A 19,591-nucleotide genomic window follows, 5' to 3' on the forward strand; every position below is an offset into this window, starting at 1 on the left:
GGACTGCCGCAGACCTTCCAGATCCTCGATTCCGCCGACCAGCTTTCCGCCATCAAGCGCCTGCTGAAATCGCTCAATGTGGACGACGAGAAATACCCGCCGCGCAACCTGATGTACTTCATCAACAATGCGAAAGAGCAAGGGCTGCGCGCAAAGGACGTGGTGGTGAACGACGACTACAACCGCCGTTTCGTCGAGCTGTATGAGGCTTATGAGCAGCAATGCCAGCGCGAGGGCGTGGTGGATTTCGCGGAACTGCTGCTGCGCACCTATGAACTCCTGTCGCGCAACCAGCCGCTGCGCGAACATTATCAAGGCCGCTTCAAGCACATCCTGGTCGACGAGTTCCAGGACACCAACAACCTGCAATACGCATGGCTCAAGCTGATGGCCGGCGAGCACAATGCGGTGTTCGCGGTTGGCGACGACGACCAGAGCATCTATGCATTCCGCGGCGCGAACGTGGGCAACATGATCGCTTTCGAGCGCGAGTTCCGCGTGCAGAACCTGATCAAGCTGGAGCAGAATTACCGCTCGCACGGCCACATCCTCGACGCCGCCAACATCCTGATCGCCAACAACAGCAAGCGCCTCGGCAAGAACCTGCGCACCGATGCCGGCCACGGCGAACAGGTGCGCGTGTACGAGGCGACCAGCGACATCCAGGAAGCGCAGTGGGTGATCGAAGAGGCGAAGAGCCTGATCAACGAAGGCGCTTCGCGCAGCGAGATCGCGATCCTCTATCGTTCGAATGCGCAGTCGCGCGTGATCGAGCATGCGCTGTTCACCGCAGGCATTCCGTATCGCGTGTACGGCGGCCAGCGCTTCTTCGAGCGCGCCGAGATCAAGCATGCGATCGCCTACCTGCAGCTGATGGACAATCCGCACAATGATTCCGCCTTCCTGCGCGTGGTGAATTTCCCCGCGCGCGGCATCGGCGCGCGGTCGCTGGAACAATTGCAGGATGCGGCGCGGCAGTACGGCATTTCGCTGTACGCGGCGGTGCCCTATGTCAGCGGCAAGGCCGGCACTTCGCTCGGCGCCTTCGTGAAGCTGGTCGAAGCCATGCGTTTCGAGACCCAGAACCTGCCGCTGCAGGAGATGGTGCAGGTGATGCTCGACATGAGCACGCTGGTTGCCCACTACCGCAACGAGAAGGAAGGCGCGGACCGCATCGAGAACCTGGAGCAGCTGGTCAGCGCGGCCATGCTGTTCGTGTCGGAAGAGGGCTTCGGCATCGATCAGCCGGCGCTGCTCGGACCGCAAACGCAGGCTTCCGCCGGCGTGCCGCTGCCGAACGGTGACGAAGTACTCGATGCCGACGCGCCGTTGCCGACGGTGATGTCACCCTTGTCCGCCTTCCTGTCGCATGCGTCGCTGGAGGCGGGCGACAACCAGGCGCAGGCCGGACAGGATGCCTTGCAGCTGATGACGGTGCACTCGGCCAAGGGTCTGGAGTTCGACGCCGTGTTCATCACCGGCCTTGAGGAAGGCCTGTTCCCGCACGAGAACAGTGCGCAGGAAGAGGGCGGGCTGGAGGAAGAGCGCCGGCTGATGTACGTGGCGATTACGCGCGCGAAGAAGCGTCTCTACATGAGCTTTTCGCAGACACGCATGCTGCACGGCCAGACACGCTACAACATGAAGTCGCGCTTTCTCGACGAATTGCCGGAAGAGACGCTCAAGTGGTTGTCGCCAAAGGTGCAGCCGCAATGGTTCGGCAATACCCGCAAGTCGGCATGGGACGATGCGCCGGAAGCCGGTGCCAACAAGATCGCGCAGACATTCAGCCGCAAGGATGCCGGCTGGCGCATCGGTGAAACGGTGACACACCAGAAATTCGGCGAAGGCGTGATCGTCAATATCGAAGGCAGCGGAACCAACACGCGTGCCCACATCAATTTCGGCAAGCACGGCATGAAGCTGCTGGACTTGAATATCGCGAAGCTCGAACGCGTGAATTGATTACTGCGCGAGGTCGAAGAACTTCATCGGCTCGACCTTCCATTTTTCCGGCGACTCGTGGCTCACGATCTTGTCACCGCCGCCCATGCCGAGCGGTTTGGCCAGGTCGATGTCGACCGGCTTGATGTAGGTGTTGGACCTGGCGCTGAAGAAGGCACGCACCTTCGGTGCCAGCAGGTTGGTTTCGTGCGGTTCGATCACCACGCCCAGTCGGCCCGACTCCAGCAGCACCAGCGTGCCGACCGGGTAGATGCCGACGCAGCGCATGAAACTCTGCACATACTGCGGGTTGAAGTGGAACTTGCTCCATTCATACAGCTTGCGTAGCGCATCAGCTGCCGACATGCCCTTGTGGTAGCAGCGGTCGGCGGTGATGGCGTCATACACATCGACGATCGCCGTCATCTGGGCCAGCTGGCTGATCCGTTCGCCGGGCAGCCGCTCGGGATAGCCGCTGCCGTCCACGCGCTCGTGATGATGCAAGGTGATGTCGAGCGGGATGTCGCCAATGCCCGGCGTCTTGCGCAGGATGTCGTAGCCGTCCTGCGGGTGGCGGCGAATGATTTCAAATTCAGTGTCCGTCAGCCGTCCCGGCTTGTTCAGGATTTCGTCCGGCACCAGCGCCTTGCCGGTATCGTGCAGCAGGCCGCCCAGGCCTGCCTGCTTGATCAGCTCGGACCCCATCTCCATGGAGCGGCAAAATGCCACCAGCAGCGTACACACGCTGACCGAGTGCAGGAAGGTGTAGTCGTCCTTGTTCTTGATGTGCAGCAGGCCGGTCAGCGCGCCGGGATTGCGCAGGATGGATTCTGTGATGTCCTGCACGACGGGTTCGACCTGGTCGAGTTCGATCGCCCTGCCCAGGCGCGCGTCGTGCATGACGGTGCGCACCAGCTGGTGCGCCTGGTTCTTCACTTGCCGGGCGCGCTGCAGTTCTTCAGCCACGCTGACCCGGGTCACCGGTGCGGCTTGGTGCGCGGCGATGTCGACCAGTTCTTCTTCCAGCTTTTTCTGCACTTCTTCCACGGTCGGGGCGTCGGCGACGTCCAGCCCCTTGTCGGTGTCGATATACAGTTCCCTGATGCCTGCATCAGCGATCTTGCGGATCTCGTCGTCGGATTTGATCATCAGTCGGTTGCGCATGAATGGGTGGTCCATCCAATGGCAGCTCAGGTCGTGCACGAACATGCCGACCTTGAGCTGGCGAACGCTGATTTTCTTGATCATCGCATCTCCGCAGTGCCCACCGGCAACAGGGCGGGACGTCAGCAGAGTATAGAGGATTGTTGCCGCCGTGCAAAAGCTCTGGCGGCAGGTGCTTAAGGCTGTGGCAGCTGCGGTACGGCGCGTTGTTCAGGACGCCCGAAGATATGCGTATAGGTCGGGTAGAACGAGCAGTACATGATCACTGTCAGCACCAGCGAAATGGTCAGAAGGACGATCATGACAGCGAAGGCTTTGCCCACGACCAGGGCAACAATGCTGCTGAGCACGGCGGGCAGGATGATGCCGATCAGCGCCCAGCACAGGCCATAGACCAGGAAGGCCATGCCGGAGCGCTTGACCGCGAAGAAGCTGTAGAAGATAGCCTTGCCGACGCTCATGTCCTGCCACGCGATCAGCGGCGCCGCATACCAGAATGCCATGGCGGCCGGAGTGTACACGGCCGCCGAAAACATCATGGACAGCGACAGGCCGGAGCTGCGGATGGCGTCGGTATCCAGGTCTTTCCGGCCCGACATGATGTCCCAGAACACGCCGCCATCGACGATTGCCGATGCCGCTACGGCGATGGCAGCGGCAATGAAGTACAGGACGCCGAGCTTGAGGAGGCGCTTCACGGCTGGCGAGCGGAATCCGGCCAGCAGCAGGTTGGGATAGACCTTCTTGCCCTGCTCGATCTGCACGCAGGCTTGCATGAAGGCCATCGAAAATACCGGGATGAGTACCAGCGGCAGCACCTGTCCGACCAGCGGCAGGAAGCCGAGGGTCATCATCAGGAACATGTAGGCCAGGAACAGCGAGGAAATCTCCGCTGGCTGCTTGCGGAACAGCGCGAACCCTTCCTTGACCCATAGCCAGCCGGCGATTGGTGGCGGTTTGTCCATAGTCAGAATAAGTCCGGAACCGGTTTGTTGATGCGTTCGCGCAGGATGCGTTCGAAATGCGTCGGATCGTGCGGCGTCAGCATCTCGGCTTCGCGCGGCAGGTAGAAGTCATACAGGCGCGACAGCCAGAAACGCAGCGCGCCGGCTTGCAGCATCGGGCGCCACGCCGCTTTTTCCGCCGGCGTGAAATGCCGCACGGCATGGTAGGCGTCGAGCAGCGCACGCACGCGTGCCTCGTCCAGCTCGCCAGTCTGCAGGTTGATGCACCAGTCGTTGACCGTCACCGCGACGTCAAAGATCCAGGTATCGCAACCGGCAAAATAGAAATCGAAGAAACCGGTCAGGCGCTCGCCGACGAACATGACGTTGTTGCGGAACAGGTCGGCATGCACCGGGCCACGCGGCAGCTGGTGGCTGATGGCTGAGGCGGCAAATGCTTCCTGCGTATGGATTTCCGCGCGCAGCAGGTGCTGCGCATCTTCCGGGATATAGGGCAGCACCACGGGAGTGGTTTCGCGCCACCAGTCCAGGCCGCGCAGGTTGGGTTGCTGGATGGGGAAATCCTGGCCGGCGAGGTGCATCTTTGCCAGCATCGCGCCGACGGCGGCGCAATGGACCGGCTGCGGATCGAGTTGCGAGCTGCCTTCCAGCTTGCTCACGATGGCGGCTGGCTTGCCGTGCAGCGCATGCAGGATGTCGCCGTTCTTGTTGGCCACCGGCGCCGGCACCAGCACCTTGCGGTCGGCGAGGTGGCGCATCAGTTCCAGGTAGAACGGGAGTTGTTCGAATGTCAGCTTTTCGAAGATCGTCAGGACATATTCGCCCGTTTCGGTCGTCAGGAAAAAATTGCTGTTTTCGATGCCGGATGAAATCCCCTTGACCGCGAGCGGCTTGCCGAGGGAAAACTGCGTGAGCCAATCGGTGAGGTCATCCAGGCTGACCGGGGTGAATACTGCCATGGGTCGGATCGGTTAAATATCGGAATGTGGATCGCGTGCCGGCGGGCACGGGATTATTTATTTCTTTGCGGGAGGGGGCGGAACGTCGGCGGCCTGCGCTTCTTCCTGTTCCTTGGTTTTCGGCCTGCCGAGGTCGAATTCCTTCACTTCCCATTGCGCAGGACGAATTGTATTACTCTGCAGGTCACCCGGCTGCGCGCTGCCGGCCGGATCGTTCGGTTTTACCACATAGGAGCTGCCGCCGGTGGTGACCTTCACTTCCGTCACTTTGCCGCCGGGCGCGCGCTTTTCCTGGATCCGGCTCTTCTGGTCCGGTTTGCGGATGGTCACCGCCGGGGCTTCGCCTTCTTCCAGGTTTTGGAGCTGCGGCGGTTGCTGGGCCGAAGCGGCAAGGGCAATTGCCTGGATGGCAATGCCGGCGGCGGCGAGGCGCCATGCCTTGAATGTGCGCATGATAGTAGGTGGTGTTGTTGGATTCTCTTGGCCGATGCATCAAGCCTCAAGGCAATATTCTAACAAACCCACCCCCCAGGAGGCTGCGCGTCAGAGGTAGGCGCCCGGTTCCTTGCTGTCTTCCGACAGCAGTTCATGATGTGCCTCGTAGTAGGCAAAGATCGCCTCGACCACGTTGGCCGGCTCGTCGATCACCTGGATCAGGTTCAGGTCTTCCGGCGCGATCATGCCGTCGGCCACCAGCCGCTGCTTGAACCAGTCGATCAATCCGCCCCAGAAATCGGTGCCGACCAGGATTACCGGGATGCGACGCGACTTGCCGGTCTGGATCAGCGTCAGCACTTCTGTGAATTCATCCAGCGTGCCGAAACCGCCGGGCATCACGACATAGGCATCCGCGTACTTGACGAAGGCGACCTTGCGCGCGAAGAAGTGGCGGAAGCTGATCGAGATGTCCTGCCAGTTATTGCTGGCCTGCTCATGCGGCAGCTCGATGTTCAGGCCGACCGACGACGACGCGCCTTCGAACGCGCCCTTGTTGGCCGCTTCCATGATGCCGGGGCCGCCGCCGGAGATGACGGCGAGTCCGGCGTCGGACAGGCGGCGCGCGATGTCGACGGTCTTCTGGTAGTACGGGTCATCCGGTTTGGTGCGCGCCGAGCCGAAGATCGACACTGCGGGGCGCAGCTCAGCGAGGCGTTCGGTCGACTCGATAAACTCTGCCATAATCGTGAGCATATGCCACGACTCGCGCGCCTTCTTCGCGGTCGCGCGATTGATGTCCGCGATCTGCCGCAGACGGGGCACGTTTTTTCCCTTTGACACCATATGAATAAAACCCTGTTGTTAGTTGACGGCTCCAGCTACCTGTACCGTGCCTTCCACGCCATGCCCGACCTGCGCAATGCGGAAGGGGCGCCCACAGGAGCGATCTACGGCATGATCAACATGCTGCGTAAACTGCGTAACGATTACTCTGCAGCATACATCGCATGTGTGTTCGACGCAAAAGGAAAAACCTTCCGCGACGACCTTTATCCCGAGTACAAGGCACACCGTCCGCCGATGCCGGAAGACCTCGCGCGGCAGGTCGAACCGATCCATGAAGCGGTGCGCGCGCTGGGCTGGCCGATCCTGATGGTGGAGGGCATCGAAGCCGACGATGTGATAGGCACGCTTGCGAAGCAGGCGGTCGAGCACGGCATGGAAGCGGTGATCTCCACCGGCGACAAGGACATGGCGCAGTTGGTCAACGCGCATGTCACGCTCATCAACACGATGACCAACGAAAAACTCGACATTGCTGGCGTGACCGCCAAGTTCGGCGTGCCGCCGGAGCGCATCGTCGATTACCTCACGCTGATCGGCGACACGGTGGACAACGTGCCCGGCGTGGAAAAGGTCGGTCCGAAGACAGCCGTGAAATGGCTCACGCAATACGGCACGCTGGACAACATCATTGCCCAGGCGAACGACATCGGCGGTGCGGTCGGCGGCAACCTGCGCAAGGCGCTCGACTGGCTCCCGACCGGGCGCAAGCTCATCACGATCAAGGACGATTGCGACCTCGTCGCACACATGGTGTCCATCCCGGAGTCGCTGGTCGCCAAGCCGATGGACAAGGACGCGATGATCGACTTCTTCAAGCGCTACGGCTTCAAGACCTGGCTGCGCGAACTGGCGGGCGACGATGCGGTCCCCACGCGTCCCGCTGCGCAGCAGGACAGCGGCGAGCCGCAGGGCAGCCTGTTCGACGCACCGGCCGCGCCGGAGAAGACCGAATATGAAACCGTGCTGACCGACGCGCAGCTCGACCGCTGGATAGCCACGATCAATGCCGCCGCGCTAACCTCGGTCGACACCGAAACCACGTCGCTCGATCCGATGCGCGCGCAGCTCGTCGGCATCTCGCTGTGCTGCACGCCCGGCATCGCCGCCTACATCCCGGTCGCCCACAGCTACCAGGATGCGCCCGCGCAGCTGTCGCGCGAACACGTGCTGGAAAAACTGAAGCCCTGGCTGGAAGATGCCGGCAAGCGCAAGGCCGGACAAAACCTCAAGTACGACAGCCATGTGTTCGCCAACCATGGCGTGACGCTGCGTGGCATCGAGCACGACACGCTGCTGCAGTCTTACGTGTTCGAATCGCACAAGAGCCACGACATGGACAGCATGGCCATGCGCCACCTGAACCGCAAGACGATCACCTTCGAGGAAGTGTGCGGCAAGGGGGCATCGCAGATCTGCTTCGATCAGGTGGCGGTCGAGCGCGCGACCGAATATGCGGCGGAAGATGCGGACATCACGCTGCAGCTGCACAACGCCATGTGGCCGCGCGTGCACCAGGATGCCGGGCTGACCTTCGTCTATGAAAAGATCGAGGTGCCGACCTCGGTCGTGCTGCAGAAGATCGAGCGCAACGGTGTGCTGATCGACGCGGACCTGCTGGCGGCGCAATCGCATGAGCTCGGCCTGCGCATGCTGGAGATGGAAAAGCAGGCCTATGAACTGGCGGGGCAGCCGTTCAACCTGAATTCACCCAAGCAGATCGGCGAAATCTTCTTCGACAAGCTGCAGCTGCCGGTCGTGAAGAAGACGCCGTCCGGTACTCCGTCGACCGATGAGGAAGTGCTGCAGAAGCTGGCGGAAAACTATCCGCTGCCGAAGATCCTGCTCGACTACCGCAGCTTGTCGAAACTGAAATCGACCTACACCGACAAGCTGCCGAAGATGGTCAATCCATCGACCGGCCGGGTGCACACGAACTATGCGCAGGCGGTCGCCGTCACCGGCCGCCTCGCGTCGAATGACCCGAACCTGCAGAACATCCCGGTGCGCACCGCGGAGGGCAGGCGCATCCGTGAAGCCTTCATTGCGCCGCCGGGCAGCGTGATCGTTTCAGCCGACTATTCGCAAATCGAGTTGCGCATCATGGCGCACATCTCCGGCGACGAGAACCTGCTGCGCGCGTTCGCTGAAGGCGAGGACATCCACCGCGCGACCGCCGCCGAAATCTTCGGCACGACGCCGGCCGAGGTCACGAGCGAGCAGCGCCGCTACGCGAAAGTCATCAACTTCGGTCTGATCTACGGCATGAGCGCGTTCGGCCTGGCCAGCAATCTCGGCATCGAGCGATCGGCGGCGCAGATGTATATCGACAAGTACTTCCAGCGCTACCCGTCCGTGGCGCAGTACATGGCCGATACGCGCACGCAGGCCAAGGCGCACGGCTATGTGCAAACGGTATTCGGCCGCCGGTTGTGGCTGGCAGAGATCAATTCGCCCAACGGACCGCGCCGGCAGGCGGCGGAACGCGCCGCGATCAATGCGCCGATGCAGGGCACCGCGGCCGACCTCATCAAGCTGTCGATGATCGCGGTGCAGGACTGGCTGGAAACGGAGCGCATGGAATCGAAGATGGTGATGCAGGTGCACGATGAACTGGTGCTTGAAGTGCGTGAATCCGAGCTGGACGTGGTCCGGCAAAAGCTGCCCGAGCTGATGCGCGGCGTGGCGACGCTGAAGGTGCCCCTGATTGCCGAGGTGGGCGTGGGACCGAACTGGGACAAGGCGCATTGACGCGCCGCCCGCGGGCGAATGGAAATCCCGGCTCTCACCGGGATTTTTTTATGTCCGCCGCAAGCCTCGTTGCCGCCCCCGTTTGCCGAAAAACCCAGTCTGTGCTTTAATTTGCAACTTTGTTGCATTTAGCCGAGGCCCAAAATCAACTCCCCGCTGTTTTCCATCCTGCTGGCCACGACGCTTGCCGGCGTCGTCAGCATTACCGCGGCGGCGGTGTTTTCATTTTCGCTCCTGTCGAAAATGGTCGAACGCATGGTCAGCCTGTCGGTCGGCATCCTGCTGTCGACGTCGCTGCTGCATGCCTTGCCGGAAGCTTTCGAGTCGGATGCCGACCCGCATGCGCTGTTCGCCACGCTGCTGGGCGGCCTGCTGGGGTTCTTCCTGCTGGAAAAGATGGCGATCCTGCGCCATTCGCACCACTACGAAGGCGACGGCCATGGGCATGAGCATGGCCACGACGCGCACGAGGCGGGCAAGGCGGGCTGGATGATCCTGGTGGGGGACGGCCTGCACAACTTCACCGACGGCATCCTGATCGCGGCAGCCTTCCTCGCCGATCCGGGCCTGGGGCTGATCACCGCGCTGGCGATCGTCGCGCACGAGATTCCGCAGGAAATCGGCGACTTCATCGTCCTGCTCAATGCCGGGTTCAGCCGCACGCGCGCCTATGTCTACAACATGCTATGCAGCCTGATGGCGGTGCTGGGCGGGATTATCGGCTATGCCGCCCTGGATCGCGCGACCAACCTGATTCCCTTCGTGCTGGTCTTTGCCTCGTCGGGCTTCATCTACATCGCGGTCAGCGACCTCATGCCGCAGATGCAGCGCCGCGCAACCCTGCGCGAAACCATTCCCCAGGTGGTGCTGATCGCGGTTGGCGTGCTGACCGTCCTGTTCCTCACCGGCCAGACGCACGGGCACTAATTGCCTGTCGCGACGGGCCGCGACTTGTCGGAGCACCATTCGCTCCACGATCCCGGATATAGCGCCGCGCCCCGCAGGCCGGCGATTTCCATCGCCAGCAGGTTGTGGCAGGCGGTGACGCCGGAGCCGCACTGCATGATCGTCTTTTCGGGTGCGATCGACAGCGCGCTGAAGTCGGCGCGCAACTGGTCTTCCGGCTTGAAGCGGCCGTCGGCCTGCAGGTTGTCCTTGAAGAAGCGGCTCTTCGCGCCCGGGATGTGGCCGCCGACCGGATCCAGCGTTTCATTCTCGCCGCGGAAGCGGTCCGGCGCGCGCGCGTCGATCACGGTGTAAACCGGGTTGGTCAAGTTGGCCATCACGTCGTCGGCGCTGACGGTCGAGACGAGCGGGTAGTTCGGCATCGCATTGCCGCGCGGGCGCGACACCGGCGTGGTCGCCAGAGGCAGGCCGAGCGCCTGCCATGACTGTATGCCACCGTCCAGCACTGCTACCGCTTCATGTCCCGTCCAGCGCAGCATCCACCACAGGCGCGCGGCGAACATGCCGCCCTGCGCATCATAGGCAACGACCTGCGTTCCGTGGTTCACGCCCCAGCGGCGCAGCGTCTCGACGAATGCCGTGCGCTCGGGCAGCGGATGCCGCCCGCGGAATTCGCCGTGCGGTCCAGGGCTCTTGTCGGACAGGTCTTCATCGACACGGGCGAACTGGGCGCCGGGGATGTGCCCGCTCTCGTAGGCATCCCTGCCGGCATCGGGTGCGGTCAGGTCGTGCCGGCAATCGAGCACGACCCAGTCGGCGTCATGGACGTGACGTGACAGGTCTTCGGCTGCTATCAGCGTGGTGTAGGTCATGGTCCCCTCTAAACTTCCGTCGCAATTGGGTCGTTCGCCTCCGCAACCGATTTGCCTGCGGACGGCGCCGTTGTTTTGCGCGCATTGTAATAGGTGGCGGCGAGGCCGCTGGCAAGGATAACCGATATTCCCAGCCATCCTGTCCATGACAGGACGTCGCCCCATATCAGGATACCCCAGACACTGGAGAACACAATGCCCGCATACTGAAGGTTGGCGGTGAGCAGCGTCTTGCCGAGGCGGTACGCGCGCGTCATTGCCATTTGCGCCACGGTTGCCGTCACGCCGATCGACAGCAGCAGCACGATGCCCTGCGTACTATGTGCGCTCATCCCCGCAGCCTTGCCGCCGGGAGCGAGCGGACCTGCAAGCGTGCCCGCCAGTCCGGCGAGGAAGCCGGTCATCGAAAAATAGAAGACCACGCGATACTCCGGTTCTCCCATTTGTCCCAGCTTCTTCACCTGCAGGTAGGCGAGCGCCGAGAGGACGCCGGAGCCCAGTCCGATGACCCCGGCAAACCACTGGTCCGCCTCGAAGGAAGGGCGCAGGAGCAGGGTCACCCCGACGAAGCTGCATACGATGGCGGTGGTCAGTCCCCACTCGAAACGGTTCTGTCCGCGCCACCATCCCGTCACGAAGAGGATGGCCGCAATCCAGATCGACGACATGTAGTTGAGCGTCATGCCGGTGGCGATGGGGAGCTTGCCGATGGAGTAGAACCACATCCAGAGCGCGGTCACGCCGACGACGCCACGCCATACGTGATGCCAGGGCAGGGAGGTCCGAAGGGTGCCGCCGCGAACGGCGATCAGTCCAGCCAGGAAGACCATCCCGACCATCCCGCGGTACATCACGATCTCGGCCACGGAATAAGTTTGCGACGCGAACTTCACGCAAATGCCCATGATGGAAAAAACGAAGCTTGCAAACAACATCCAGAGCGATTGCATGGGAGGGCAGACGGTGCGGGGAGGTGAATCGGGAAGCACCCGATGATACGCGCAAATCGCGAATCGGGTAGGAAGGCGGGCGGCGGGGATGCCGCCCGGAGGGGAAGGATCAGACTGCGATACGGGCGCGGTACCACTCGTGGAAGTGCTGCATGCCGTCTTCCATCGGCGACTGGTACGGGCCGGTTTCATTGACGCCGCGGTCGAGCAGGATGCGGCGGCCGGTATCCATGCGGATGCCGATCTCGTCGTCCTCGATGCAGGTCTCCATGTAGGCCGCGCGTTCCGCTTCGACGAATTCGCGCTCGAACAGCACGATTTCCTCGGGATAGTAGAACTCGACCACGTTGGTCGTCTTCTGCGTGCCGTTCGGCCACACGGTGGACACGACCAGCACATGCGGATACCACTCGACCATGATGTTCGGGTAGAGCGTGAGCCAGATCGCGCCATAGGGCGGCACCACGCCATTGCGGAACTTCATCACCTGTTCCTGCCACTTGCGGTACTTGGGCGAGCCGAACTTCGACAGGCCGCTGTTGATGCCCACGGTCTGCACGCTGTAGTTGGCGCCGAATTCCCAGCGCAGGTCGTCGCAGGTGACGAAATTGCCGAGGCCCGGATGGAAGGGCTCGACGTGGTAATCCTCGAGGTAGACCTCGATGAAGGTCTTCCAGTTGTAGTCGCAGTCGTGGACTTCGACGTGGTCCAGCATGTAGCCGGAAAAGTCGAGGTCCTTGGTGACGCCGAGCTTGGACAAAATCGCCGGCACGTCGACGCCGTTCTGTTCGAACAGCAGGCCGTTCCAGTTCTGCAGCGGCGTCTTCGACAGGTTGGAGCAGGGCGTGTCGCCGAAATGCGGCGCGCCGATCAGTTCACCCTTGAGGTCGTAGGTCCAGCGGTGCAGCGGGCAGACGATGTTTTGCGCATTGCCGCGGCCGTCGAGCATCTTGGCCTGGCGATGGCGGCACACGTTGGAGAGGAGTTCGATGCCCTGCGGTCCGCGCACCAGCATGCGGCCCTCGTTTTCCCACGGTAGCGTAGCGTAGTCGCCCGCATTGGGCACCATCAGCTCATGGCCGACGTAACGTGGACCTTGCTGGAAAAGTTGTTTGATTTCTTGCTGTAAAAGCGCGTCGTCGAAGTAGACGTTGACCGGAAGTTGCGCGTCAGGGCGCGCCAACTTGGCGATAGAAGCCAGTTCGGACATCCCCACCCCCAAATTAATTTTCACCAACCTAAGAGAGAAAGAATCCGCAAAAACCAGTATTCAAAAAAAGATGAAACGGAAATTTTGGACAGAACTGTAAATTATACCTCAGGACCGCAGGAAATCCCCGTGGAAGCAAGTATTCCTGGCAAAAGGAAGGTGATGGCGGCAGCAATAATTGCAAAAAAATCAACGCGCGGAAAGTAAATTCCGATAACCGCGCAAGCGTCAGAATTGATCTCCCGCAGAATGCGCGCATTTTCGTGCCAAACGAGCCATTTCCGGTTTCTCTACCTCAACTGCATCAGGTGGTTTGCTCTAAAATATCGGGCTACACTTAATTTTTGTTCACCATGTCAAAGAAATCATCGCCGGCGGACGAGCCCGCGTCCTTCGAGGATGCGATGGCCGAGCTGGAGCAGCTCGTTGCACGGATGGAGGCCGGTGAATTGCCGCTGGAAGCGTCGGTGGCTGCGTACAAGCGCGGCACCGAACTGGTCAAATACTGTGCGGGGCAGCTCGACAAGGTCGACAGCCAGGTGAAGGTGCTCGAAGGCGAGATGCTCAAGCCCTTCACCACAGATACCGCGCCCGAGGCGGACGAATAATGACGATTGCGCTGGGGTTTCAGGACTGGATGAAGGAAGTCCAGTCGACGATGGAAGACGCGCTGGCGTCGTTACTGCCGCCGGCATCGCAGGATCCGGCACGCCTGCATGAGGCGATGCGCTACGCGGCCCTCGACGGCGGCAAGCGCGTGCGCCCGCTGCTGGTGTTTGCCGCCGGCGAACTGTTCGATGCCGACCCGGCCGTGCTGGCGCGTGCCGGCGCCGCGGTGGAAATGATCCACGCCTATTCGCTGGTGCACGACGACATGCCCTGCATGGACGACGATGCGCTGCGCCGCGGCAAGCCGACGGTGCACGTGAAGTACGACGAGGCGACCGCGCTGCTGGTGGGCGACGCATTGCAGTCACAGGCGTTCATCGTGCTGTCGGAAGGCGCTGTTGACGATGCGGCGCGCAGGCTCGACATGCTGCGCCTCCTGGCGCGCGCCTCGGGTTCCGTCGGGATGTGCGGCGGACAGGCGATCGACCTCGCCAGCGTCGGCCTGCCGCTGTCGCTGGTCGAGCTGGAGAACATGCACCGCCTGAAGACCGGCGCATTGCTGCATGCATCCGTGCTGCTCGGCGCATTGGCGGGCAAGCGTGTCACGCACGAAGAAACGGAATCGCTCGAGGCATATTCCGCAGCCATCGGCCTGGCCTTCCAGGTCGTGGACGATGTACTCGACGCGACGGCCGACTCGGCCACGCTCGGCAAGACCGCGGGCAAGGATGCGGCAGACAACAAGCCGACCTATGTATCGATACTCGGGCTGGAAGAATCCCGGGCACTGGCGGAAAGACTGCGGAATGATGCGCATCGCGCGCTCATTCCGTTCGGAGACAAGGCACGGCGCCTCCGCGAACTCGCGGACCTGATCGTGCAACGGAAAGCATAGTATGGATTTGTTGAAGAGCATCAACGGACCCGCTGACCTGCGCAAGTTGCCGCGCATGCAGCTCAAGCCGCTGGCGGATGAATTGCGCGCCTTCGTGCTCGACTCGGTGTCCAAGACGGGCGGCCATCTCTCGTCCAACCTCGGCACGGTGGAACTGACCATCGCGCTGCATTACGTGTTCAACACGCCGGAAGACCGGATCGTGTGGGACGTCGGCCACCAGACCTACCCGCACAAGATCCTCACCGGCCGTCGCGACCAGATGCACACGCTGCGCCAGCTGAACGGCATCTCCGGCTTCCCGAAGCGTGACGAAAGCGAGTACGACACCTTCGGCACCGCTCACTCCTCGACTTCGATCTCGGCTGCGCTCGGCATGGCGATGGCGGCCAAGACCAAGGGCGAGAACCGTCATTCCATCGCGGTCATCGGCGACGGCGCGATGACGGCTGGCATGGCATTCGAAGCGCTCAACAATGCGGGCGTCTTCCACGACGTCAACCTGCTGGTGATCCTGAACGACAATGACATGTCGATCTCGCCGCCGGTAGGCGCGTTGAACCGCTACCTCGCGCGCCTGATGTCGGGCAAGTTCTACGCCGCTGCGAAAAATGTCGGCAAGCAGGTCCTGCCGGCACCGATGCTGGAACTCGCCAAACGCTTCGAAGAACACGCAAAGGGCATGGTGATGCCGGCCACGATGTTCGAGGAATTCGGCTTCAACTACATCGGCCCCATCGACGGCCACGACCTCGATTCGCTGGTGCCGACGCTGCAGAACCTCAAGAACCTGCGCGGCCCGCAATTCCTGCACGTGGTGACGAAGAAGGGCCAGGGCTACAAGCTGGCGGAAGCCGACCCGGTGCTCTACCACGGTCCCGGCAAGTTCAACCCGGCCGAGGGCATCAAGCCCGCCGCGGCGAGCAAGATGACCTACACGCAGGTGTTCGGCGACTGGCTGTGCGACATGGCCGCGAAGGACGACAAATTGGTTGGCATCACGCCGGCGATGCGCGAAGGCTCCGGCATGGTGCAGTTCGAGCAGCGCTTCCCCGACCGCTACTATGACGTCGGCATCGCCGAGCAGCATGCGGTGACCTTCGCCGCCGGCCTCGCCTGCGAGGGGCTGAAGCCAGTGGTCGCAATCTATTCGACGTTCCTGCAGCGCGGCTATGACCAGCTGATCCACGACGTGGCGCTGCAGAACCTCGACGTGACCTTCGCGCTCGACCGCGCCGGCATCGTCGGCGCCGACGGCGCGACGCACGCGGGCAATTACGACATCGCCTTCATGCGCTGCATCCCGAACATGGTGGTAATGGCTGCATCCGACGAAAACGAATGCCGCCACATGCTGTCGACCGCCTACGCGTTCAAGGGCCCGGCCGCGGTACGCTATCCGCGCGGCGCGGGCATCGGCGCGGCGGTCGAGAAGGACCTGAAGACTATCCCGCTCGGCAAGGGCGAAATCCGCCGGGAAGGCAAGGGCATCGCCATCCTCGCGTTCGGCACGATGCTGGCGCCGAGTCTGGGCGCGGGCGAGTCGCTCGATGCGACCGTGGCCAACATGCGCTTCATCAAGCCGCTCGATGTTGAACTGGTCAAGCAGCTCGCGCAAACCCACGACGCGCTGGTGACAGTGGAAGAGGGCTGCATCATGGGTGGCGCCGGTTCGGCGGTGTCCGAGGCGCTGGCGGAAGCGGGTATCGTGAAACCGGTGCTGCACCTCGGCCTGCCCGACCGCTTCATCGACCATGGCGACGCGGCGCACCTGCTGGCCGGCGTGGGCCTCGATGCGAAAGGCATTGCGGCATCGATTCGCAAGCGCTTCGACAAGGGCGAGCCGCGGCTGGTGGTGAATAACCTCTGATGCGGAAGCCGTGAAAGAAAAAAGCCACCTCGGTGGCTTTTTTCATTTCCGGCGGCAAGTTCAATGGGTGCGCAAGCCTTTCACCAGCTTGCCCGCTTTTTCCCAAATGCCGCTGAACACGCCCTTGTCCCTTTCAGGCGGGACGCAAAAGACATGCGGATTGTCATGCTGCGCGAGCCAAGCAAGGTCGACTGTCCCCTCGATCTTCACGATCTCTGAAAATACCTCGGGGAGGACTTCGTAGGTGTATCCGTATCCATCAAGGATGGCGAAGATTTCGCGCAATGTTCCTTCCCGGTCGCCGAACAGGAAGTTGTGGATTTCGAGGTCGATGATCGGCCGCTGCGAAAGGACTCGCCTGGCGCCTTTCAGCGCTTCGAGGTCGCTGCCTTCGACGTCGATCTTCATGAAGTCGACACGTATTTTCGGATCGATGTCGTCGTCGAGCGCAACGATCTCGATCGTTTCGGTCGTGCCTGTCGCGGGGCCGACGTCGTCGTTCTTCACGACGACGTTTCCCGCATTGCGATCGAAGGCAACGGTCGCCCGCTGTGCGCCGATGCCGAAGGGACGTACGATGACATTCGGCAAGCCGTTCAAGGCAGCATTCTTTTCGACGACCCTGGCGTTTGACGGCAGCGCTTCCCAGGCAATGACTTTCCCTGCTGTGCCTGTTTTCTTCGCAAACAGGATCGCCATCATCCCATGGTGCGCGCCACAGTCGAGGATGTTGAATCCTTCCTGGATATGCTCCAGGCACCACTGTCTTTCCGGCATCCACTGCCTTGGCGATCCGTCATACCAAAGCCGTGCCGTTTCGTCTTCGATGTGGAAATCGAAGGTGTAGGGTTCAAGCACGCGGTTGCGTGCGATGTAGGGGTGGAATGCTTCCGCGCTCAACTCGTCCCTCCGTCCGGGAATGAGGATTGTCAGAATGCATTTTGACGCGATGCCTTGAACCCCTTTTTGCGGCGGCTCAGCAAATGTCGCGTGTTCAATCCACGTCGCGCTTCCGTCCCTTTTCCCAGAGCACATCGCTGCCGCCGGCAAAGCGGTTCAGCACGCGCGACAGCACAAACAGCAGATCGGACAGACGGTTCAGGTATTGCCGCGGGTTGGCGTTGATCGTTTCGCTGTTGCCCAGCGTGACGACCGCGCGCTCGGCGCGCCGGCAGATGGTGCGGCACACATGGGCGAGCGCCGCCCCGCGCGAACCGGCCGGCAGGATGAAATCCTTCAGCGGGGGCAGGTCGGCGTTGTACTTTTCCAGCAGGGTGTCGAGGCGTGCAACATGCACATCGGTGATCAGCGTATAGCCGGGAATGCACAGTTCGCCGCCGAGGTCGAACAGGTCGTGCTGGATCGAGACGAGTTCTTCGCGCAGCGCGGGCGGCAGTTCCTCGCACATCAGCAGGCCGATGTGGGAATTGAGTTCGTCCACGTCTCCCATGGCGTGCACGCGCAGGCTGTCCTTGGAGACACGGCTGCCGTCGCCAAGGCCGGTGGTGCCGTTGTCGCCGGTGCGGGTCGCGATTTTCGAGAGTCGGTTGCCCATGGTTTTTCCAGACAAAGGGGAAAAGGCGAGGATACGGCAAAATCGGCCACGCTGCTGTCATCCTGGCGCCAATAGGCGTCGATTTTCCATGGGAGTAGAATCGAAACAGCGCCACCATAACGGAGACAACATGAACCATCCCGCCCAACTGGACGCGGTCAGGAAGCCGCTGCCGGCTGAACTGCTGGCAGCCCTCGAATCCATTTTCGAAGACCGTGTTTCCACCTCGCAGGCCATGCGCGAGCATCACGGCCGGGATGAATCCTCCTACGATCCGATGCTGCCCGATGCCGTCGTGTTCGCGCAGACCACCGAGGAAGTGGCGGAAGTAGTCAAGCTGTGCAATGCGCACGACATCCCGATCATTCCCTACGGCACCGGCACGTCGCTGGAGGGACACATCCTCGCCTTGCGCGGCGGCGTCACCATCGACCTGTCGCAAATGAACGCGGTCCTCGCGGTGCATGCCGAAGACCAGACCGCGACCGTTCAGGCAGGCGTGACGCGCAAGCAACTCAACCAGGAAATCCGTGATACCGGCCTGTTCTTCCCGATCGATCCCGGCGCCGATGCGTCACTGGGCGGTATGGCGGCGACCCGCGCGTCGGGAACGAATGCCGTGCGCTACGGCACCATGCGCGAGAATGTGCTGGCGCTGACCGTCGTCACGTCGGATGGCCGCATCATCAAGACCGGCACGCGGGCGAAGAAATCGTCCGCCGGTTACGACCTCACTCGCATCTTCGTCGGCAGCGAGGGCACGCTGGGCATCATCACTGAAGTGACGGTGCGGCTCTATCCTCAGCCGGAAGCGGTGTCCGCCGCGGTCTGCTCTTTCCCCAGCACGGCAGCAGCAGTCAACACCGTGATCCAGACCATACAGATGGGCGTGCCGGTCGCACGCGTCGAGTTTCTTGACGAGAACTGCGTGCGGGCCATCAATGCCTACGACAAGATGAGCCTGCCGGAAAAGCCGCTGCTGCTGTTCGAATTCCACGGCAGCGAAAGCAGCGTGCAGGAACAGGCGCAGGTGGTGCAGGAGATCGCGGGCGAACAGGAGGCGATTGCGTTCGAATGGGCGACCCGGCCGGAAGACCGCACACGCCTGTGGGCCGCGCGTCACAATGCGTATTTCGCGATGCTGCAGATGCGACCGGCGGGGCGTGCGATTACGACCGATGCCTGCGTGCCGATTTCGCGGCTGGCCGAATGCATCCTCGATACCCAGGCCGATTGTGAAAAGAATGACATGATCCACGGCATCGTCGGCCATGTCGGCGACGGCAACTTCCATGTGCTGATGATGGTCGACCCGGATGACGCGGCCGACGTGGCGAGGGCCGAAGGCATCAACCAGCGCATGGTGGCGCGGGCGATTTCGATGGACGGCACCTGTACCGGAGAACATGGCGTGGGCATGCACAAGATGGACTTTCTCGTGCAGGAACATGGCGAGGAAGCGATCGAGACAATGCGTATCCTCAAGCGTGCATTCGACCCCAAAAACATATTGAACCCCGGTAAAATCATCCGCTGGACTTAGAGCCCCCAAGGATCGATTCAATATGGCCACCCGCCTACCGCCGGTTCACGCACTGTCCGCCTTCGAGGCGGCAGCCCGTCATGGCTCCTTCGCCGTTGCGGCGGACGAACTGTGCAT

At 62.0% G+C, this 19,591-nt stretch carries 17 protein-coding genes and 1 pseudogene; 8 read left to right on the forward strand and 10 right to left on the reverse strand.

Annotation, left to right across the window (positions count from 1 at the left end):
- Nucleotides 1-1,965: 3'-5' exonuclease (locus tag AYR66_RS10245; RefSeq protein ID WP_088709729.1), on the forward strand; the 1,965-nt coding region annotated here is incomplete at its 5' end.
- Here the strand turns inward: AYR66_RS10245 and AYR66_RS10250 are convergent.
- The 5 genes from AYR66_RS10250 to AYR66_RS10270 form a co-directional block, all read right to left on the reverse strand.
- Complete coding sequence (locus AYR66_RS10250) at nucleotides 1,966-3,192, reverse strand: HD-GYP domain-containing protein (RefSeq protein ID WP_088707409.1); 1,227 nt, start codon at nucleotides 3,190-3,192, stop codon at nucleotides 1,966-1,968. It abuts the gene before it with no gap.
- Between the two features lie 92 nt (nucleotides 3,193-3,284).
- On the reverse strand, nucleotides 3,285-4,073 hold the full coding sequence (locus AYR66_RS10255; protein WP_088707410.1) for a BPSS1780 family membrane protein: 789 nt from the start codon (nucleotides 4,071-4,073) through the stop codon (nucleotides 3,285-3,287).
- A 2-nt stretch (nucleotides 4,074-4,075) separates the two neighbouring features.
- Nucleotides 4,076-5,032 (reverse strand): homoserine kinase, encoded by a 957-nt coding sequence (locus AYR66_RS10260; protein ID WP_088707411.1) that lies wholly within the window; start codon nucleotides 5,030-5,032, stop codon nucleotides 4,076-4,078.
- A 57-nt stretch (nucleotides 5,033-5,089) separates the two neighbouring features.
- The gene (locus AYR66_RS10265) at nucleotides 5,090-5,485 is read right to left on the reverse strand and encodes a DUF2782 domain-containing protein (RefSeq protein ID WP_088707412.1); all 396 of its coding nucleotides are present in this window, start codon (nucleotides 5,483-5,485) and stop codon (nucleotides 5,090-5,092) included.
- A gap of 90 nt (nucleotides 5,486-5,575) precedes the next feature.
- On the reverse strand, nucleotides 5,576-6,313 hold the full coding sequence (locus AYR66_RS10270) for an LOG family protein (protein ID WP_088707413.1): 738 nt from the start codon (nucleotides 6,311-6,313) through the stop codon (nucleotides 5,576-5,578).
- On the opposite strand from AYR66_RS10270, the gene polA reads away from it, so the two are divergent.
- Together polA and AYR66_RS10280 are read left to right on the forward strand one after the other, a co-directional pair.
- Nucleotides 6,314-9,064 (forward strand): DNA polymerase I, encoded by a 2,751-nt coding sequence (polA, locus tag AYR66_RS10275; RefSeq protein WP_088707414.1) that lies wholly within the window; start codon nucleotides 6,314-6,316, stop codon nucleotides 9,062-9,064. It begins immediately after the preceding gene.
- 216 nt (nucleotides 9,065-9,280) lie between these two features.
- Nucleotides 9,281-9,991 (forward strand): ZIP family metal transporter, encoded by a 711-nt coding sequence (locus AYR66_RS10280; RefSeq protein ID WP_234814871.1) that lies wholly within the window; start codon nucleotides 9,281-9,283, stop codon nucleotides 9,989-9,991.
- Here AYR66_RS10280 and AYR66_RS10285 read toward each other — a convergent pair.
- The 3 genes from AYR66_RS10285 to AYR66_RS10295 form a co-directional block, all read right to left on the reverse strand.
- Complete coding sequence (locus tag AYR66_RS10285) at nucleotides 9,988-10,842, reverse strand: sulfurtransferase (RefSeq protein ID WP_088707416.1); 855 nt, start codon at nucleotides 10,840-10,842, stop codon at nucleotides 9,988-9,990. The two genes, AYR66_RS10280 and AYR66_RS10285, sit on opposite strands and share 4 nt — an antisense overlap.
- A gap of 8 nt (nucleotides 10,843-10,850) precedes the next feature.
- Complete coding sequence (locus AYR66_RS10290) at nucleotides 10,851-11,792, reverse strand: DMT family transporter (protein WP_088707417.1); 942 nt, start codon at nucleotides 11,790-11,792, stop codon at nucleotides 10,851-10,853.
- Between the two features lie 109 nt (nucleotides 11,793-11,901).
- The gene (locus tag AYR66_RS10295; protein WP_088707418.1) at nucleotides 11,902-13,002 is read right to left on the reverse strand and encodes an aromatic ring-hydroxylating oxygenase subunit alpha; all 1,101 of its coding nucleotides are present in this window, start codon (nucleotides 13,000-13,002) and stop codon (nucleotides 11,902-11,904) included.
- A gap of 353 nt (nucleotides 13,003-13,355) precedes the next feature.
- Between AYR66_RS10295 and AYR66_RS10300 the strand changes: the two genes are divergently transcribed.
- The 3 genes from AYR66_RS10300 to dxs are packed head-to-tail and all read left to right on the forward strand — an operon-like array spanning nucleotide 13,356 to nucleotide 16,376.
- Nucleotides 13,356-13,610, forward strand: a complete 255-nt coding sequence (locus AYR66_RS10300; protein ID WP_088707419.1) for an exodeoxyribonuclease VII small subunit — start codon at nucleotides 13,356-13,358, stop codon at nucleotides 13,608-13,610.
- Nucleotides 13,610-14,506, forward strand: a complete 897-nt coding sequence (locus tag AYR66_RS10305; protein WP_088707420.1) for a polyprenyl synthetase family protein — start codon at nucleotides 13,610-13,612, stop codon at nucleotides 14,504-14,506. Before AYR66_RS10300 ends, AYR66_RS10305 begins: the two co-directional genes overlap by 1 nt.
- A 1-nt stretch (nucleotide 14,507) precedes the next feature.
- Entirely contained in the window at nucleotides 14,508-16,376 is a 1,869-nt protein-coding gene (gene dxs / locus AYR66_RS10310; protein ID WP_088707421.1) for a 1-deoxy-D-xylulose-5-phosphate synthase, read from the forward strand.
- 60 nt (nucleotides 16,377-16,436) lie between these two features.
- Here dxs and AYR66_RS10315 read toward each other — a convergent pair whose 3' ends face one another.
- On the reverse strand, nucleotides 16,437-17,276 hold the full coding sequence (locus AYR66_RS10315; protein ID WP_170942111.1) for an FkbM family methyltransferase: 840 nt from the start codon (nucleotides 17,274-17,276) through the stop codon (nucleotides 16,437-16,439).
- Nucleotides 17,277-17,370: 94 nt separating this feature from the next.
- Nucleotides 17,371-17,931 carry a cob(I)yrinic acid a,c-diamide adenosyltransferase gene (locus AYR66_RS10320; protein ID WP_088707423.1) on the reverse strand — a complete coding sequence of 187 codons (561 nt, stop codon included), beginning with the start codon at nucleotides 17,929-17,931 and terminating at the stop codon, nucleotides 17,371-17,373.
- Between the two features lie 130 nt (nucleotides 17,932-18,061).
- On the opposite strand from AYR66_RS10320, the gene AYR66_RS10325 reads away from it, so the two are divergent.
- Both AYR66_RS10325 and AYR66_RS29950 read left to right on the forward strand, forming a co-directional pair.
- Nucleotides 18,062-19,474, forward strand: coding sequence for an FAD-binding oxidoreductase (locus AYR66_RS10325; RefSeq protein ID WP_088707424.1), 1,413 nt, complete (start codon nucleotides 18,062-18,064; stop codon nucleotides 19,472-19,474).
- A gap of 22 nt (nucleotides 19,475-19,496) precedes the next feature.
- A pseudogene (locus AYR66_RS29950) lies at nucleotides 19,497-19,591 on the forward strand (LysR substrate-binding domain-containing protein); the annotation flags it as partial.

Origin of the sequence: Noviherbaspirillum denitrificans, assembly GCF_002211445.1 — a bacterium.
Classification (GTDB): Bacteria; Pseudomonadota; Gammaproteobacteria; order Burkholderiales; family Burkholderiaceae_D; genus Noviherbaspirillum; species Noviherbaspirillum denitrificans.